Raw genomic sequence first — 17,481 nt, forward strand, 5'->3', positions numbered from 1 at the left:
CAGAAGCCGAACAATTTTTTGAACTTGGGGGCAGTGCGATGGAAAAGATTTGGGCCGACCGACTACTTGGCAGAGAGTCGATGCACGTTTACGGGTCTGCTGCGAAAGCCTTGATCCAAGGCAGAACCATCCTGGTGACGGGCGCCGGGGGTTCCATCGGGTCAGAGATCGTGCGCCAGATGAATACGCTGGAAGCCGGCAAGGTCTTCTGCGTCGATAACGACGAGTTCGCCCTCTATAACCTGCAAATGGACCTGGAAGGCATGGCACTGCTGGATGACGACGTCTACCGGCTGGCCGACATCCGCGACGAGCAGTTGATGCGGCGCATCATGCAGGAGGTCCGTCCGGATGTGGTGTTCCACGCCGCAGCGCACAAGCACCTGCCGCTCTTGGAGAGGGCCCCCGAAGCGGCCGTCAAGACCAATGTCTTTGGGACCCAGTCCGTAGTGCGTGCCGCAATGGCCGCGGGCGTGGACAGGATTGTCAACATCAGCACGGACAAGGCGGCAAATCCGACGTCGGCGTTGGGATGGTCCAAGCGGCTCGCCGAGCACGTTGCCGGCAAGTACGCCGAGACCTCGGCGACCAAAGTGGCCAGTGTTCGCTTTGGAAATGTCCTGGGCAGCCGAGGCTCATTTCTGCCCACGCTCATGACGCAAATTCAAACGGGACAGACGATCCGGATTACCGATCCCGGTGTCGCACGCTATTTCATGACCATCCCCGAAGCGGCCGGCCTGGTGATCGAAGCCGCCTGTCTCGCTTCCGGCGGGGAAACGTACGTGCTGGACATGGGTGCGCCGGTGCGGATCGAGTCGCTGCTGCGCCGGTATGTCGAATTGGTCAACTGCCCGATGCCTGAGGTTGAGTACACCGGGCTCCGCCCCGGCGAAAAGATGTCCGAGGAACTTTTCGACCTGCGCGAAACCCACTATGCCACGCCCCATCCGCGGATCTCGAAGGTCGACGTCGGAGCGTATCCGATTGACGGCGCACTGGCACTGCTTCGCGAGCTCGTAGAGCACGGCGCGCACCCCGCACTCGTTCGCGAGGCCCTCGAATTCACTACTGCTGGAAAGGTAAACGATGGACTGGACAGCCTCTCTTCTGGCGCTCTTAGCACTGCCCCTTCTGGCAGTCTTAATTGACGCTGTCGGAGCGGCCCGCAGCAGCCGCTTCCGAACGGAACATCGTGACGCCGGCAGCGAGTCCCTTCAGGGCTTGTCGTTCGATGTACTTGTCCCCATTTACGGTGACATCCGGTATTTGACCAACCTGGACTATCTCCATAGCTACGGCCCCCAGATCATCCTCTGCACGACCTCCGGCGAAACCGACGATTTCCGGCAATCGTTGGAGGAAATAGCAGCGAACCACGGGTTCCGGATTTTCTACAGCGATTACGCTCCTCCCGCGGCCGGAACCCGGCGCCGGACGGGCGGCACCGTGCGAGACCGGGTGATCAGGGACGCGCTGAACACTGTTGTGCAAGCCGACTATGTCGTATGCCTGGATGCGGACTCGACGTCGGTCCGCCCGCTGTCAGAGCTGGTGGGAGAGCTTCGGAGGCGGGGTGACGACGTCGCCTCCATTGAACTGGTGCCGCAGGCGGAGGGGCCCGCCTTGGTCCAGTTGCAGCGGCATGAGTACCGCCTGGCCATGCGTCTCCGGTTCGTCATGCCGTGGCTTCTGAGCGGCGCATGCCACGCAGGAACAACATCTGCGATGCGGGCCATCATGGCGCAGCATTCACTCTTCTTCCAGGGGAATGACGTTGAGACAGGATTGCTCGGTGAGCGCCTTGGATACCGCATGACACACATCCCGTTCGCCGTGAACACGGAAGTACCAGCGACGCTGCGGTCCTGGTGGCGGCAGCGCCTGGCCTGGGCGGGCGGGGAATTCCGTTTGTATATTGTGAATATCCGTTTCTGCTTTTGGCATCCGTTCTTCTGGACATACGGCAGTGTCGTACTGTTTGCTTTTCTCCTTCTTCGGTGGGAAGCGCTCGTGCATCCCGGGCTGTCGCTGCTGGCCGCAGCCGGTCTCTACTTCGGCATGATTTATGTCGTCCACTGGAAAGATCGGAATCGCTGGCTATTGCTGATGCCTTTCTACACACTGATCACAAGCCTGATCATTCTGCCCCTCGGCATGGTTTGGTACTTTGCCATGGCAATTCCGGAGAAGAACTTCGGACTCATCAGGTTCCGCCGTGGCTCTGGGGGTTCCAGTGCGACGCGCCCACGTCGCAGGAACGCAGTGGGGATAGCCAGCACATAGCCAGTGTGCCGCTGTCCCTCAGGCTAGCGGCTTGGCCCGCCAGCGGCGGCACCGCCCATACCAGCACCACCTTGGCGCAAGCTGGGGATCTGCTGTGCGTAAGCCTCAGGTAGTGGAGGCCAAAAATTCGAGTCCTCGAGGGGTAGTCGTTACCCGGCTGTTATTCTCCGACGGCACGTCAGCGCGGTAGTTCCCACGTAGGCTACGTTGCCGCCGTCGGCCTCGGTGCGAGTAGCCTAAGGTGTCGGCGCGCGTACTTCCAGCCCGCGGTCCGGGTGGCCCGAGGCCCCGGAAATCCCCGGACCGTGGTCCGGATCGTTAGTTACCGGCCGGTTCCAGTTTTCTCCAAGGAATCGCCCAGCACTCTTGCACCATCACTCACTCGAAGAGGCAGGTGTGCAATGAATTTGTTCGCATGCAGGAAGGTCGACGGCCAAAGACGTGCCTTTAGTCGGCCAACCCGCGCAGTTGCCGCAGGGACAGCGATGACCCTGCTCAGCTTTATCGGACTCACCACAACGGCGCTTGGCGCCAACGCTGCGCCGGCACCCGTCGGCGCAGGCTTCACCGTCACCCCGGCCGACCTGGCCTATATCCTCAAGCAGATCAAGATCGCCGAGGCACACGTCGCCAACACGACGTCGGCCACCGGCCCTTGCGGGGCGCTGGTCGGGCCGGGTCCCAACCAAGTCCCCGACGCCCTCACCTCCTACGGCCTCCGTACGGTTGACGGCTCCTGCAACAACTTGATCAAGGGCCGCGAAACGTATGGGGCCGCCGATCAGCTTTTTCCGCGTCATGCGACGCCGTCGTTTAACACCGCCGACACCGTGCCCGCCGGGTTCGGCCCTGCCGGCACGTCCTCCTACGCGCAGAAGTCGGGCAACGTGTTCGACTCCCAGCCACGCCAGATCAGCAATCTGGTCGTGGACCAGACATCCACCAATCCAGCCGCCGTGGCTGCCGCCGGGTTCCCGGTCCGGACCCAGGGCAACCCCGGGCTGTTCCCCTGTACCACTGATCCTGACCCATTGGCGTCTCCGCCGGTCGAGGCTGTGCCGGCCGGCTGCGTCCCCACGGGTGATACGCTGTTCATCCCCAACGTCACCACCGACGTCGGACTCTCCCCGCCGTACAACTCCCTGTTCACCCTGTTCGGTCAGTTCTTCGACCACGGTGTGGATCAGACGGTCAAGGGCGGCGGAACGGTGTTCGTCCCGCTCAAGGCCGACGATCCGCTGATTACCGTGGGCCCTGATGGCAGGGCCAATACGGGAGACGAAGTGGCCCCCAACAGCCCGAACGCGTTCATGGTCCTCACCCGGGCCCAGAACCAGCCGGGCGACGACGGAATCCTCGGTACCGCGGATGACGTCCAGGAAGCCGCCAACACGGACTCGCCCTTCGTGGACCAGTCCCAGACCTACACTTCCCATCCCTCGCACCAGGTGTTCCTGCGGGAGTACATCAACAACGCCGCCGGCAGGCCGGTTTCAACCGGCAAGCTCCTCGGCGGTCCTGCCGGCCCCACAGCCGGCGGCATGGCCACGTGGGCGGACGTCAAGTCGCAGGCAGCGATTTTCCTTGGCCTCAGGCTCGAGGACAAGGATGTCACCAACATCCCGATGATCGCAGCTGACCCGTACGGCAAGTTCATTCCCGGCCCCGCCCGGGGCCTGCCGCAATACGTTACGCTGACCGGACTTGTTGAGGGCGACACGGCAAATCCTGTCCCGGTGCCCGCAAACGTGCGGCACTTCGACACCCCGTTCCTGACCGACATCGCGCACAACGCCGACCCGTCGCCTCAGGACGTGGACCACAACCCTGCCACGCCGCCCGTCGCGCCCACCCCGGACACCGACAACACGGCCTCCGCGGATTTTGCGAACCAGCCCGCCGGGACGTACGACGACGAAATGCTCAACGCGCACTTCTGTGCCGGTGACGGCCGCGTCAACGAAAACATCGGCCTGACCACGATCCACCAGGTGTTCCACTCCGAGCATGACCGGCTCGTCGCGGACATCGAGAACACCCTGACCAACGACACTTCGGCCAAGGGCGTCGCCGCTCTGGCGGAGTGGAAGCTGGCCGCCGGTGCCAACGGCTGGAACGGCGAACGCCTGTTCCAGGCGGCACGGTTCGTCACGGAAATGGAATACCAGCACCTGGTCTTCGAGGAGTTCGCCCGGAAGGTCCAGCCTGCGGTCCAGCCGTTCCACGTCTACCACACGGACATCAACGCGGCCGTGAGGGCAGAGTTCGCCCACGCGGTCTACCGGTTCGGGCACTCGATGCTCACCGAGACGATCGCCAGGACCAACGCGGACGGCACCGACAACTCCATTTCCCTGCTGGATGGCTTCCTGAACCCGCCCGAGTACACCAACGGCGGATCGGCGGGGTCCCTGACCTCGGAAGAGGCCGCCGGGAGCATCGTCATGGGCATGAGCGACCAGGTCGGCAACGAACTCGACGAGTTCGTGACGGGCACCCTGCGCAATAACCTGCTGGGTCTTCCCCTGGACCTGGCGACGATCAATATGACGCGTGCCCGTTCCGAAGGCGTTCCGCCGCTCAACGAGCTGCGGCGCCAGATCAACAACGAAACGGGCGATGCGCAACTGGCGCCGTATACGAGCTGGGCGGATTTCGGGCAGAACCTGAAGCACCCGGAATCGCTGATCAACTTTGTAGCCGCCTACGGCACCTACCCGACCATCACCAGCGAAACCACGCTGGCAGGCAAGCGGGCAGCGGCCAAGGCAATCGTTGATCCCGGCACCCTGGCAACCCCTCCCACGGCTGACATGACGGACTTCATGAACAGTGCCGGTCCTTGGGCGACGCAGGAGACCGGCCTGAACAAGGTCGACCTCTGGGTTGGCGGCCTCGCGGAGAAGACCAACCTCTTCGGCGGGCTCCTGGGCAGCACGTTCAACTACGTGTTCGAGAACCAGCTGACCGACCTGCAGAACGGCGACCGGTTCTACTACCTGCTGCGCACACCGGGCATGAACCTGCGGGCGCAGCTGGAGAGCAACTCCTTTGCCGAGATGATCATGCGCAACACCAACGCGCACTCGCTCAAGGCCGATGCGTTCGGCACCGCCGACTGCAAGTTCCAGCTGGGCAACCTGGCCGGCACTCCGGCGGGCTACACGGCATCGGGGGCCACGGTCGCCGATGACCCGGCCAGCGAGTGCCAGGAGAACCTGCTGCTCCTGCGCAAGCCGGACGGCACCATCCAGTACATGGAGAAAAACACAGTCGATCCGAGCGGCATCAACGGCCAGTCGGTCTACAACGGCACCGCCAACGCTGACCGGGTCACCGGCGGCAACGACAACGACACGTTCCTCGGCAACGAGGGCAACGACGTCATTGAAGGCCAGGGCGGCGACGACATCGCACTCGGCGGCACGGGCAACGACAGGATCACCGATCTCTCGGGGGCCGACGTGCTCAAGGGCGGTCCGGATAACGACTACCTCAACTCCGGTATCGGTGACGACATCAACATGGGCGGCGACGGCCAGGACTTCACCAACGGTGGCGCCAACGACAACGAAACGTTTGCCGGCGAAGGAAACGACTTCGTGCAGTCCGGTGACGGTGCCGATGCCACGTTCGGTGACGGCGGCGATGACTGGATCCAAGGCGGATCCGGGCAGGACCTGCTGATCGGCGACCACGGCGCACCGTTCTTCGATGACCCGGCCCAGACGAAGCCCGGAAACGACATCTTCGTCGGACAGGTTGGCGAGAACGACTACGACGCCGAGGGTGGCGACGACATCATGACGAGCAACGCTGCGATCGACCGCTACGCCGGTTCAGCCGGCTTCGACTGGGCCTCGCACCAGTACGACACCGTGCCCGCCGACGACGACATGAAGATCAACAACAACCTCGTTGGTGTTCCGCTGCCCGTTGTGGTCAACCGCGACCGCTGGCAGGAAGTGGAGGCCAACTCGGGCTCCAAGTTTGACGACGTGATCCGAGGTGACGACGAAGTGCCCAGCACCGTAGGTGGTGCCGGCTTTAGCGGCTGCGACGTCCTCGACCAGACGGGCATCAACCGGATCGCCGGCCTGGCAGCCATCCTCCCGGCGCCGACAACCCCGCTTGCACCCGTGGAAGCACTCTCACCGATGGGTGTCTGCCCGCTGACCGGTCCGGTCTGGGGTGATGGCAACATCATCATCGGCGGCCTTGGCAGCGACAAGCTCGAGGGCCGCGGCGGCAACGACGTGCTCGACGGTGACCGGTCCCTGAAGATCCGCATCAGCGTGCGGGACGACGCAGGAGCGGAGATCGGCACGACCGACCTCATGGAGCGCCAGTACCAGACAGGTAACCCGATGACCCTGGCGGCCGCCGTAGCGGCCGGCGTGGTCAACCCGGGCAACCTGGTGGCCGTACGTGAAATCGTCACCCCCACCGCCCTCGAAACCGCGGGCAACCGGGACGTCGCGATCTTCACCGGGCCGCGGGCCAACTACACCGTCACCACCACCGGCGGGAACGGCACAGTGGGCTCGGCGGGCTCGACCACCACGGTGGTGGACAACGTCGGCGCCGATGGCACGGACACGATCCGCAACATCGAGTTCCTGCAGTTCTCCGACACAGTCCTGCCAACTGCTCCGGTCATCGGCACGGCAACCGCCGGCGCCGGGCAGGCAACGGTCCGCTGGACGGCCCCGACGGTCGGCCCTGCCGACGCATTCGCCGTGAAGGTGCTCGACGTGACGACCAACCCGGCCGGCGTCCAGGTCGGTGCGTTGCGCGCCGCCCCGGCTGGCGCCACCAGCCTGGTGGTTACCGGTCTGACGAACGGATCCCAGTACCGGTTCCAGGTCCTGGCCAGCAACGCCCTCGGTGACAGCCCGTTCTCGGCACTCTCCAACACGGTGAGCCCGACGACGGCGACCGCACCGGGAGCGCCGACCATCGGTTCAGTCACGGCAGGGAATGCCTCGGCGACCGTGAGGTGGACCGCACCGGCTAACACCGGCGGATCCGCCATCACCGGCTACACGGTGCGGGCCTTCGCCGGAACTACCCTGGCACGTACGCAGGCAGTCACCGGGAACGTTGGAAGCGTCGTCGTGACGGGACTGACCAACGGGACGGCGTACACGTTCGACGTCGCAGCCGTCAACGCAGTGGGTACGGGCGGATTCTCGGCCCGCACCGCAGCGGTGACACCGCGTACCGAATTCGTGGCTCCCACCCTGACAGCGCGGTCCCCTGCACCGGGGGCATTCTCGGTCAGCCAGGGTGCCAACGTGACGGCAACGTTTAGCGAAGCGGTGACGGGAGTGACGGGAACGAACTTCCAACTGCGGCAGGGCACCACGGCGATCGCCGCCGTCGTCTCCTACAATTCGCTGACCCGCGTCGCGACGCTCAACCCGGTAGCAACGCTGCCGGCAGACCGCCTCTACACCGTGACCGTCTCCGGCGTCCGTGACCTTGCGGGCAACACGATGGCGACGAGCACGTGGACGTTCACGTCGGGACCTCTTCCTGTCATCACCTCCTCGACCCCCGCTGCGGGAGCCGTAGGGGTGCTGCGGAACAGCAACACGACGGTGGCGTTCAGTGAGCCCATCACCGGGTACACCGCTGCAGGCAGTGTCCGGATCGTCCGGGCAACAACGGGAGCCGACATCGCGGTCGCGGTGACTTACAACGCCACGACCAGGGTGCTGACCATCAACCCCAGTGCCACGCTCCTCGCCAACACCCAGTACAGGGTAATCATCACTGGCGGCACCACCCTGATCCGCGATCTGGCAGGCAACCCGTTGCCCAGCCGGTCGTGGACATTCACCACGGGATCAGCACTGTAGCAGCAGTCTGAGAACGCCGGCCGGCGGGCCTGTAGCGGTCCGCCGGCCGGCTTCCTCACTTGTTGGAAAGCCACTTTTCGACACGGTATACAGCTCTATTGCCCACTTGGAGGGGCCATGACTACACGACGAGAGATCTTCAAACTGGGCGCCGTCAGCGCCCTCGGCCTTGCCGGACTCAGTGGCGGCGATGACGACATCCCCACCACTGGGCCGAGCACACCGGTCATCACCGCCAGCCAACTTGCACCCGAAAACATGCCGGTTCCCTATGCGGGAGTGTTTCGCCGCCCGCCGGAGCTGGTCCCCTTTCAGACGGGTTTCGACGGCGGCGACCCGGCCCGTCCGTTCGCCCGCTATGCCCTCACCCAGAAGCTCGGCCAGGCCCGGTTCTTGCCGGGGCTGAACACCACCGTGGCCGGCTACAACGGCATCTTTCCGGGTCCTACGATCCGGGCCACCCAAGGCACCCGGATTGAGGTGCGGATCCGCAACGCGCTGCCCGCCGCCGGGCTGGTTCAGCCGGCCCGCTTTGATACCGTCACCCACCTACACGGCTCAGCGTCGCTGCCGCAGTACGACGGCTATGCCAACGACATCACCGTGCCGGGCAACGTCAAGAACTACCGCTACCCCAATTTCCAGACGGCGCGGACCCTGTGGTACCACGACCACAAGCACCACATCACCGCCCAGAACGTGTATTCAGGGCTGGCGGGTTTCTATCCGCTGTCCGACAAGTACGAGCGGGCGCAGCTGCCGCAGGGAGAATTCGACGTACCGCTCATGATCTCTGACGCGATGTTTAACGCCGACGGCTCGCTCGGCTACAACGACAACGACCAGAAGGGGCTCTGGGGCGACATCATCATGGTCAACGGCGTGCCGTGGCCCACCATGAAGGTCAAGCCCCGGATCTACCGGTTCCGGGTGCTCGTCGCCTCGATTTCGCGGTCCTACCGGCCAACGCTGTCCACGGGGGATCCCATCTATGTGGTGGGCGCCGACGCCGGCATGGTTCCCAAAGTGCAGGCCGTGAAGTCCTGGCGGCAGGGCACAGCGGAACGCTACGAGGTCCTGATCGACTTCCGTAAATACCGGACCGGCCAGCTGATCGAGCTGCGGAACCTCAGCAATAAGAACAACATCGACTTCGCCAACACCGGCAAGATCATGCGCTTCCAGGTGGTGGCCGACTCCGGCTCGGGGACCGGTTCCATTTCCAGCATCCCAGCCACCCTGGACGATGGCGGCTCCGTCAACGCGGCCCGGGGCGGCATCCCCACCATGAGCCTCACCCCGGCGATGGCCAAGGCGAAGCGCGAGCTGAAATTCTTCCGCGCAAACGGCCAGTGGACTATCAACGGCGTCACGTGGGCCGATGTGGAGAAATCCGGGTTCACCAAGCTGTTCGGCAACCCCCAGCCCTTCGACGTCGAGCAATGGACCATCATCAACGCTTCCGGGGGATGGTTCCATCCGGTGCACATCCACCTGATTGACGCCAAAATCATCGCGAGGAACACCAACGGAGGCCTGCCGTTTGCCTGGGAGAAGGGCCCCAAGGATGTCTTCTACGCCGGCGAGAACGAGTCCATCACCACCCTCATGCAGTTCGACACCGGTACCGGCGGGGGTGGGCGTTACATGATCCACTGCCACAACCTGGTCCATGAGGACCACGACATGATGGTGCAGTTCTCGGTGGGCGACCTCCGTACCAACGACCCCATCACCTCCGATCCGCCGGTCCTCGACACCACTGCCCCGGACGCGTTCCCGCCGGTGTACCGGCCCGGCCTGCCCGCGGGGACCTGAGATGGGCCGCGTTGAGACAGTGGGCGTGGCGGCCCTGCTGGTGCTGGCGCTGAGCGGCTGCACGGGCGGGCCGCCGGCCCCGGCCCAGCCTTCGCCGACGGCAGCGCCGAGCGCCGCGCCCGTCTCGCTCGAGACGGGGACCGACGTCGGCAACGGCCGTCCGGCCGTGAGCCACGACGGGCTGATGGTGCGGCGCCGCGCCGTCATCGCCGTCCACCCGGCCCCGGAGGCCGACCTCGGCGCATTGCGTGCCCAGCTCGAGCGGGCCGCGGCTGCCGGCGGCACCGTCCTGTCCGGCATCTCCCCGGATGTGCTCGACCCGGGGGTCCTTGAGCACCTTTCTCCGGACCTCATCCTGGCGTTGCCGCCCGGAAGCACCAGCGATGATGCGCAGAAGCTGGCCGAACTGGCCTTCGGCCCGGAGGGGAGCAACCCCGGTGTGGAGCACATCCATGCCGCCTCGGTCCTGGTCCACGATCTCCAGTTCACGGTACAGGCGGCCGATCCGGCAGCCTCGGCCCATGCCATCGCCGAGGAAGGCATTCTGTCGGACGCGCTGGGCAACTACGCGACCTCCCTGAAGGGCAGAACCCTGACCGTCAGCTACACGGGACCGCTGCTCAGCGACGCGCTGGTGGAATCCGTGCGGAACGGCATCGCCCGCGGCGCAGGGGTGGAACCGGCTACCGTTTCGCTGGTCCCCCGCTCGACCACCGGGGAGGGCGTCGACCTGTCCCGCGAACCGGAACCGGCCCCGGAGCCCTCGGCTGAGGACAGCGCGGATCACGAAGGGCACAACGAAGGCGCAGCCCCTGAGGACACGGCCAGTCACGGCACAGGCACCGATGATTCAGGACACTGAGGAGCCCTGGGACTGACCGCACCAGTGGCCGGCCGGGGGGGCAAGGGGAACGCTACCGGCCGGCCACGAGGGTGTCGCGGATCTCGCGGCGCAGGACCTTGCCGATCAGCGAACGCGGCAGCTCGTCCATGACGGCAACGCGGCGCGGCACTTTGTAGGCGGCCAGGTTCTCCCGGGCAAACGCGAGCAGCGCCTCCTGGTCCAGGCCAGAGCCCGCGGACGGGACGACGGCGGCAACCACATCTTCGCCGCCGCCCGGGCGGGGCAGTCCCACCACGCACACGTCTTGGACACCGGCGTATCCGGAGAGGACGTCTTCCACTTCCGTGGGGGAGACGTTGAAGCCCCCCGTGATGATCAGTTCCTTGATCCGGTCCCGGACGGTCACAAAATCATCCTTGTCCACCGAGACAATGTCGCCGGTGCGGAACCAGCCGCCTTCCAGCAGCGCTTCCTCCGTTTCCTTCGGCCGGTTCCAGTAACCGGCAAAAACCTGCGGGCCCCGGATCAGGAGCTCGCCCTCGGCGCCCGGGGGACGGTCCAGGAGAACGTTGCGAGGGTCAACCACACGAATGTCCGTCAGGGGGAACGGGACACCCACTGTTCCCGGTTTCCGTGTGGGCCCGAAAGGGTTGCCCAGGGCGATGGGTGAGGTTTCCGTCAGGCCGTAGCCCTCGATCAGGTAGCCTCCGGTCGCCTTCTCCCACGTATCCACCGTCGCTGTCGGCAGGTTCATCGCCCCCGAGATGGAAAAGCGGATGCTGTCCAGTGCAATACCGCGCTCGGCGGCCGCCGCGGCGATGCGGTCGTAGATCGGCGGCACCGCCGGCAGGAACGTGGCGGGCGATTTCCTCTGCGCCTTCAGCACAAGGTCGACGTCGAACTTGGGGAACAGCACCAGCTTCGCGCCGATGCTCAGGGCAAACGTCATGCACAGCGTCAGCCCGTAGGCGTGGAACATGGGCAGCACCGCGTACACGGTTTCCCGGCCGTCTTTGAGCCCGGGCACCCAGGCGCGGCCCTGCGCGGCGTTGGCCTGCAGATTGGCATGGGTCAGCATGGCGCCTTTGGGCCGGCCCGTGGTGCCGCTGGTGTATTGGATGACGGCCAGGTCGGCGGCGGCCGGGCGCGGATGCCTTTTCTTCAGGCTGCCGGCGCCAAGAAGGTCTTTCCACGCCAGTACGGTCCGGCGTGCCGGCTGCGCCGCGGGCCGGGGCGGGTGCTTGCCGGCGGCCAAGGCGGCGCGCGCCGCGCGGGCCGCCGGTACGGGGAGCCGCAGCGCGATCCGTTGCAACAGCGGCATCGCCGGTATCAGTTCGACGGAGACGATGCTTCGCAGCCCGACGTCGGCGGGCAGTTGGCGGACCTTGTCCACGGCCTTGTCCCAGACAATGGCGACGGTGGCGCCGTGGTCCTCGAACTGGTGGCGCAGTTCGCGGTCCGTATATAAGGGGTTGTGCTCGACGACGACGGCGCCCAGGCGCAGAGCCGCGTGGAACGCGACGATGTGTTGCGGGCAGTTCGGCAGGACGAGTGCCACCCGGTCACCGGCTTGGACGCCGAGCTTCTTCAGGCCCGCGGCCGCCCTGTTGATGGCGGTGCCGAGGTCGCTGTAGCTGGTACGCGCGCCGAAGAATTCGAGCGCTGTCTTCTTCCCGTAGCGCCGGACGGACGAGTCCATCAGGTCGACCAGGGACCCCTCCGGGAGCTTGAGGCTGGCGGGAACGCCGGGGCTGTAGTGGCGGGTCCAGGGGCGGTCGGGACGTCGGGCCCCTGCGGATGTGGTGCTCATGGTGTGTCCTTGCCACTGGGCTGCGCTGTGCGGGGCTGTGCCGGGCTTCCGGCCGCGGGCCCGGCCGGGCCCGTCAGAAAATCCTACCGGGGCGGGCCCGTGCGGTTGCGCGCAGCGGGAAGGGACTCGGGCGGGCGGCGCTGGCCCGGAGGTGACTTTTGGCCCTTGGCGCTTGGCAGGCCCGGGCGGAAGCTGGGGCGTACACAGCGAGCCGCAGATCCGCGCATTTCTCCGGGCCGCGCATTTCTCCGGGCCACGCAGTTCAGAGGTTTGCGCAGGTCACAGGTTCGTGCAGGTCACGGGTTTGCGCAACGCAAAAGGTCCACGGGAGCGCCATGAAGCACCAACAGCCGAGCCTGAACTTCCTTGGTGCCACCGACACTGTGACCGGTTCACGCTACCTGATCGACGCCGGCGGCGGGCGGGTGCTGGTGGACTGCGGACTCTTCCAGGGCTACAAGCGCAGCCGCGAGCGAAATCGGGCGCCCTTTCCGGTGCCGCCGCGGTCCATCGACGCCGTGGTCCTGACCCACGCGCACCTGGACCACACCGGTTATGTCCCTGCTCTGGTCAGGGACGGGTTCGTCGGCCCCGTGTATGCCACGGCCGGGACCACGGACCTGTGCAAACTCATCCTGCCGGACAGCGGCCACCTGCAGGAGGAAGAGGCCCGGTACGCCTCGCATCGGGGGTCATCAGCGCATGATCCCGCACTGCCGCTCTACACGGCTGCGGACGCCGTTGCGTCCCTTAACAGATTCAAAATCCTCGATTTTGACGTTCCCCGCGATCTGGGCGGCGGCATGGAGCTGACGTTTGTGCCGGCCGGGCACATCCTGGGGGCCGCCCAGGTGCACGTCCGGCTTGGCTCTCAGTCGGTGCACTTCACCGGGGACCTGGGCCGCGCCGATGACCCGTTCATGTACCCGCCCCGTCCGCTCGGCGAGACCGGCATCCTGGTGACGGAATCAACGTACGGCAACAGGAAACACTCCACCGAGGACCCGGAGCAGCTGCTGGGAGCAATCATCAACCGCGTCGCGAAACGCGGTGGGGTCATCATGTTTGCCGCGTTTGCCGTCGGCCGGGCCGAAACGCTCATGCTGTACCTGTCCCGGCTCTTGCGCAAGGGCGCGATTCCCCGCATCCCGGTCTACCTGAACAGCCCCATGGCCATCGACGCCTCCGAAATGTACCAGCGCCACCCCGAAGAACACCGGCTCAAGCGGGAGGAATACGTGGACATGTACAAGCTGGCCAAACTCACCCGCACAGTGGACGAATCCAAGTTGCTGAACCTGCGCGGCGGGCCCATGATCATCATCTCGGCCAGCGGCATGCTGACTGGCGGACGGATCCTGCACCACGTCGCGGCGTACGGCCCCGACCCGAAAAACGCCATCATCCTCAGCGGTTACCAGGCCAGCGGCACGCGGGGGGCCACCCTGGCTGCCGGTGAACGCGAGCTGCGCATCTACGGGGAGGACGTCAAGGTGCGGGCCGAGGTTATCCAGATGGAAAGCCTGTCCGCGCACGCCGACGGCGACGCCATCATCGCGTGGATGAAGGCGGCGGAAATAGAGCCGCGCATGACCTATATCACGCACGGTGACCCGGACGCGTCGGACGCCCTGCGTATCAGGATCAAACGCGAACTCGGGTGGCGGGCCAGGGTGCCCGAATACCTGGAAACGATCGATATCGAGGATCCGCGATGAATCCCGGGGCCGTCACCCGCACCACCGTGCTCAAGGAGATCCACGACCTCGCCCGGCCGCTGAAAACCGATCGGGACCTCAGCGGCCTCGTGCGGCGCGCGGCCGACTGCCGTTTTGTCGCCATCGGCGAGGCCTCCCACGGCACCCACGAGTTCTACACCTGGCGTGACACGCTCAGCAGGAGGCTCATCGCGGAGGAAGGCTACAACTGGATTGGGGTGGAAGGGGACTGGCCCGACTGCTGGCGCATCAACCGCTGGGTCCGCGGCCAGGACGGGAAGGACCAGGGCGTCCACGCGCTGCTGGGCGGTTTTGAACGCTGGCCGACCTGGATGTGGGCCAACGAGGAAGTCGCGGCGTTCCTGGACTGGCTGCGCAGCTGGAACCTGGCCAGGCCGCTGGACAAACGTGTCGGGTTCTACGGACTGGATGTCTACTCGCTCTGGGATTCGCTGCGCGAAATCATTGGCTGGCTGCAGGAGAACGTTCCCGACGCCGTGCCGGCGGCCGAGCGCGCATGGCAGTGCTTCCTGCCCCACCACGAGGACCCGCACCAGTATGCCTGGAGCACGCGGCTTGTTCCGCAGTCCTGCGAGCCCGACGTTGTGGCCCTCCTGACCGAGGTCAGGAACCGGGCCTTCAGCCCGGGCCACCATGAGGAGGACGCCTTCGACGCCGTCCAGAACGCTGAAGTCGCGGCCAACGCCGAACACTACTACCGCATCATGGTCCGCGGCGACCGGCAGTCCTGGAACGTCCGCGACCACCATATGGCCGACACCATCGACCGGGTCAGCAGGCACCTGGGGCCGGCGTCGAAGGGCCTGATCTGGGAACACAACACGCACATCGGCGACGCCCGGGCCACCGACATGGCGCAGGACGGCCTGGTCAACGTCGGGCAGCTGCTGCGCGAACGCCACGCGGGCGAAGGGGTGCTGCTGGTCGGCTTCGCAGCCCATCGCGGCTCCGTGATCGCCTCCGACGGGTGGGGCCGCCCCGAACGCATCCTGGCGGTGCCGGAAGCACGCCCGGGCAGCCACGAAGACTTCCTGCACCAGGCCCTGGGGGTGCCCGCGGTGCTGGAGTTCGGCGACGACAGGACCGGGCCATGGCTTTCGACACGGCTCGGGCACCGGGCGATCGGCGTCGTCTACCACCCGGAAAGGGACGCCGGAAACTACGTTCCGACCCGAATGGGGGAGCGCTACGATGCCCTCATCTGGCTGGAACACACCGCACCGCTGCGGCCGGTGCACCATGAAGGCCCGCCCCAAGAACCGGAGTTCGAGACCGAGCCCACCGGATACTAGGCCGGTGTGCATTCCAGGAAAGCAGGAACCAGCATGAGCAAAGCAATCATTGTCGGCATCAACGGCTCGGCGGGCAGCAACGCCGCCCTGGCCTGGGCCCTTAAACGGGCCGCCCGGGACAAGCTCCCGGTCACGGTCGTTCACGCCGTGGACGACCGCTGGATGTCGCCGGATTTCCAGTACCACGAGATCATCCGGGAATCGGGGATGGAACTGCTTCGGGACGCGGAGGAGGCCGCCCGGCAGCAGGCCCCGGAGGTCACGGTAGACATCCAGCTCCGTCATGGCAGCGGCGGCTCGGTGCTCCGGGACGTGTCCAAGGAGGCCGCCATGATCGTGGTCGGCGGGCACGACAAACACTGGATGGGCGGCGGCCCCATGACGGACCGGGCCCTGCAGGTTGTCTCGGCCTCGGAATGCCCGGTAGCGGTCGTGCCGGCGAAACCGGCCGCCGGGGCAGAGGGCGTTGTGGTCGGCGTGGACGGCTCCGAGGAGTCGCTGCAGGCCGTCGCTGTCGCGGCCGCAGAAGCCGACCGGGGTGGAGACGAGCTCACCGTGGTCCTCGCGTTCAAGAGCCCTGCCCGGTGGGTCGAGAAGCAGCTGCCGACCAGCGGTCTCGCCGAGAGCATCGTCGAAGAGGACCGGATTGTCCTCGCCGAGTCGGTCGCCGGGCTCGGCGACAAATATCCCGATCTGGTGGTTCACCAGCGCCTGGAGACGAACACCGAACCGGCCAAGGCCCTCGTGGATATCGCCGCCGGCGCCAGGGAATTGGTGATCGGAAGCCGCGGACGTGGCGGGTTCTCCCGGACAGTGCTCGGCTCCACGGCACACGCAGTTCTCCTCAACGTGCCGTGCCCCACCATCGTCACGCGGGTGCACAAGGTCAAGCACGGGGACTGACCGCCAGGCAGGCAACCCGTTGCCGGCAGGACCCGGAACGGGTGGAAGGCCCCCTTTTGGAGGGGGCTTTCCGGCGTCGCCCACGGATGGGAGGATGATGCCGTGGACCCCTTCTTCAATTTCGTCACTCACTTTTGGTGGCTCGTCTTCCCCCTGAGCGGACTGGCTGGCGGGTGGGCGCGGTCCTGGTCCAAAGCCGCTGAACGCCGGCACCGCCGCCGGGTGGAGCTCTACACGCTTAAGAACCAGGCGGCGCAGGCAGAGCAGGCCAGCCAGGCCGACGTGCTGGCCCTCATGAAGGCGCACGACACCGTCAACAAGCGCTGGCTGGACTACGAACTCGACGTGGGCAAGCTGATCGACTATCCGGTCATGACGGATGTCCGGGAGCCGCTCACCGTGGCTTTCCTGCGGGCCAAGCGCGAGGCCGACGGGCTGCGGCCCGCCGCCCCGGCCGAAGTCAGGACCGCCGTACGACTTGCGGAGTACCGGGCAGCCGTGACCAGCTTTGAGCTCGCATTCGACGTCGCCGAACGGGAAGCCAAGCGGATCAGGGACAGCAAGTTCACCGGTCCCGAACGCCAGCGGCTGGAGACGGCCCGGAAACTTCTGCGGATCGCTTCGGACGCGGCCGCGACTCCCGCCGAGCGGCAGACGGCCTACAGGCGCGCCCGCCGGGAACTCGACGGGCTCATCGTGCTGCCCGAGGCGACGCTCGCGGCGCTGGAGGACAGGATCGCTTCGATGCTCGATGCTGGTCCGGCGCCGGACGCCCGCCGGGCCGTCTAAGGTGCGCCGCATCCGGCGGAGCCCCACGGTGCCCGCTGTGACCGGCATCGCACCGCCACGGCGAATGCCCCCGCCGCCCGGGCGGACCGAATTTAGGGTCTTCTGGCACGTTTTGCCCCGCCCACATTCCCACGTA

General features: G+C 66.1%; 10 protein-coding genes. 9 read left to right on the forward strand and 1 reads right to left on the reverse strand.

All coding sequences use genetic code 11. The features are described from left to right. Positions 1-80 precede the first annotated feature (80 nt). The 5 genes from C560_RS21270 to C560_RS0104885 all read left to right on the forward strand — a co-directional run bounded on the left by C560_RS21270 (position 81) and on the right by C560_RS0104885 (position 10,830). The gene (locus C560_RS21270; protein WP_269320017.1) at positions 81-1,151 is read left to right on the forward strand and encodes an SDR family NAD(P)-dependent oxidoreductase; all 1,071 of its coding nucleotides are present in this window, start codon (positions 81-83) and stop codon (positions 1,149-1,151) included. After that, positions 1,090-2,286, forward strand: coding sequence for a glycosyltransferase (locus C560_RS21275; protein WP_231494267.1), 1,197 nt, complete (start codon positions 1,090-1,092; stop codon positions 2,284-2,286). The genes C560_RS21270 and C560_RS21275 overlap by 62 nt, the downstream gene beginning before the upstream one ends. 485 nt (positions 2,287-2,771) lie before the next feature. Continuing rightward, positions 2,772-8,150, forward strand: coding sequence for a peroxidase family protein (locus tag C560_RS21280; RefSeq protein ID WP_043422514.1), 5,379 nt, complete (start codon positions 2,772-2,774; stop codon positions 8,148-8,150). Between the two features lie 117 nt (positions 8,151-8,267). Next, complete coding sequence (locus C560_RS0104880; RefSeq protein ID WP_026537343.1) at positions 8,268-9,968, forward strand: multicopper oxidase family protein; 1,701 nt, start codon at positions 8,268-8,270, stop codon at positions 9,966-9,968. Between the two features lies 1 nt (position 9,969). After that, entirely contained in the window at positions 9,970-10,830 is an 861-nt protein-coding gene (locus C560_RS0104885; RefSeq protein ID WP_026537344.1) for a hypothetical protein, read from the forward strand. Between the two features lie 52 nt (positions 10,831-10,882). Here the strand turns inward: C560_RS0104885 and C560_RS0104890 are convergent, their stop codons facing one another. Then, positions 10,883-12,622, reverse strand: a complete 1,740-nt coding sequence (locus tag C560_RS0104890) for a long-chain-fatty-acid--CoA ligase (RefSeq protein ID WP_026537345.1) — start codon at positions 12,620-12,622, stop codon at positions 10,883-10,885. 335 nt (positions 12,623-12,957) lie between these two features. Here C560_RS0104890 and C560_RS0104895 point away from each other — a divergent pair, with 335 nt between their 5' ends. The 4 genes from C560_RS0104895 (at position 12,958) to C560_RS0104910 (ending at position 17,345) form a co-directional block, all read left to right on the forward strand. Continuing rightward, positions 12,958-14,340, forward strand: a complete 1,383-nt coding sequence (locus tag C560_RS0104895) for an MBL fold metallo-hydrolase (RefSeq protein ID WP_026537346.1) — start codon at positions 12,958-12,960, stop codon at positions 14,338-14,340. Further along, positions 14,337-15,653, forward strand: coding sequence for an erythromycin esterase family protein (locus C560_RS0104900; RefSeq protein WP_026537347.1), 1,317 nt, complete (start codon positions 14,337-14,339; stop codon positions 15,651-15,653). The genes C560_RS0104895 and C560_RS0104900 overlap by 4 nt, the downstream gene beginning before the upstream one ends. 33 nt (positions 15,654-15,686) lie before the next feature. Further along, entirely contained in the window at positions 15,687-16,556 is an 870-nt protein-coding gene (locus C560_RS0104905; protein ID WP_026537348.1) for a universal stress protein, read from the forward strand. A gap of 102 nt (positions 16,557-16,658) precedes the next feature. Continuing rightward, positions 16,659-17,345 (forward strand): hypothetical protein, encoded by a 687-nt coding sequence (locus tag C560_RS0104910; RefSeq protein ID WP_026537349.1) that lies wholly within the window; start codon positions 16,659-16,661, stop codon positions 17,343-17,345. The last annotated feature ends 136 nt before the right edge of the window (positions 17,346-17,481 follow it).

Origin of the sequence: Arthrobacter sp. 9MFCol3.1, assembly GCF_000620385.1 — a bacterium.
In the GTDB taxonomy this organism is placed as follows: domain Bacteria; phylum Actinomycetota; class Actinomycetes; order Actinomycetales; family Micrococcaceae; genus Arthrobacter.

Coding starts and splice junctions, on each gene's coding strand:
- C560_RS21270 (WP_269320017.1), top strand. CDS start 81: ATGCACGTTTACGGGTCTGCTGCGAAAGCCTTGATCCAAGGCAGAACC.
- C560_RS21275 (WP_231494267.1), top strand. CDS start 1,090: ATGGACTGGACAGCCTCTCTTCTGGCGCTCTTAGCACTGCCCCTTCTG.
- C560_RS21280 (WP_043422514.1), top strand. CDS start 2,772: ATGACCCTGCTCAGCTTTATCGGACTCACCACAACGGCGCTTGGCGCC.
- C560_RS0104880 (WP_026537343.1), top strand. CDS start 8,268: ATGACTACACGACGAGAGATCTTCAAACTGGGCGCCGTCAGCGCCCTC.
- C560_RS0104885 (WP_026537344.1), top strand. CDS start 9,970: ATGGGCCGCGTTGAGACAGTGGGCGTGGCGGCCCTGCTGGTGCTGGCG.
- C560_RS0104890 (WP_026537345.1), bottom strand. CDS start 12,622: ATGAGCACCACATCCGCAGGGGCCCGACGTCCCGACCGCCCCTGGACC.
- C560_RS0104895 (WP_026537346.1), top strand. CDS start 12,958: ATGAAGCACCAACAGCCGAGCCTGAACTTCCTTGGTGCCACCGACACT.
- C560_RS0104900 (WP_026537347.1), top strand. CDS start 14,337: ATGAATCCCGGGGCCGTCACCCGCACCACCGTGCTCAAGGAGATCCAC.
- C560_RS0104905 (WP_026537348.1), top strand. CDS start 15,687: ATGAGCAAAGCAATCATTGTCGGCATCAACGGCTCGGCGGGCAGCAAC.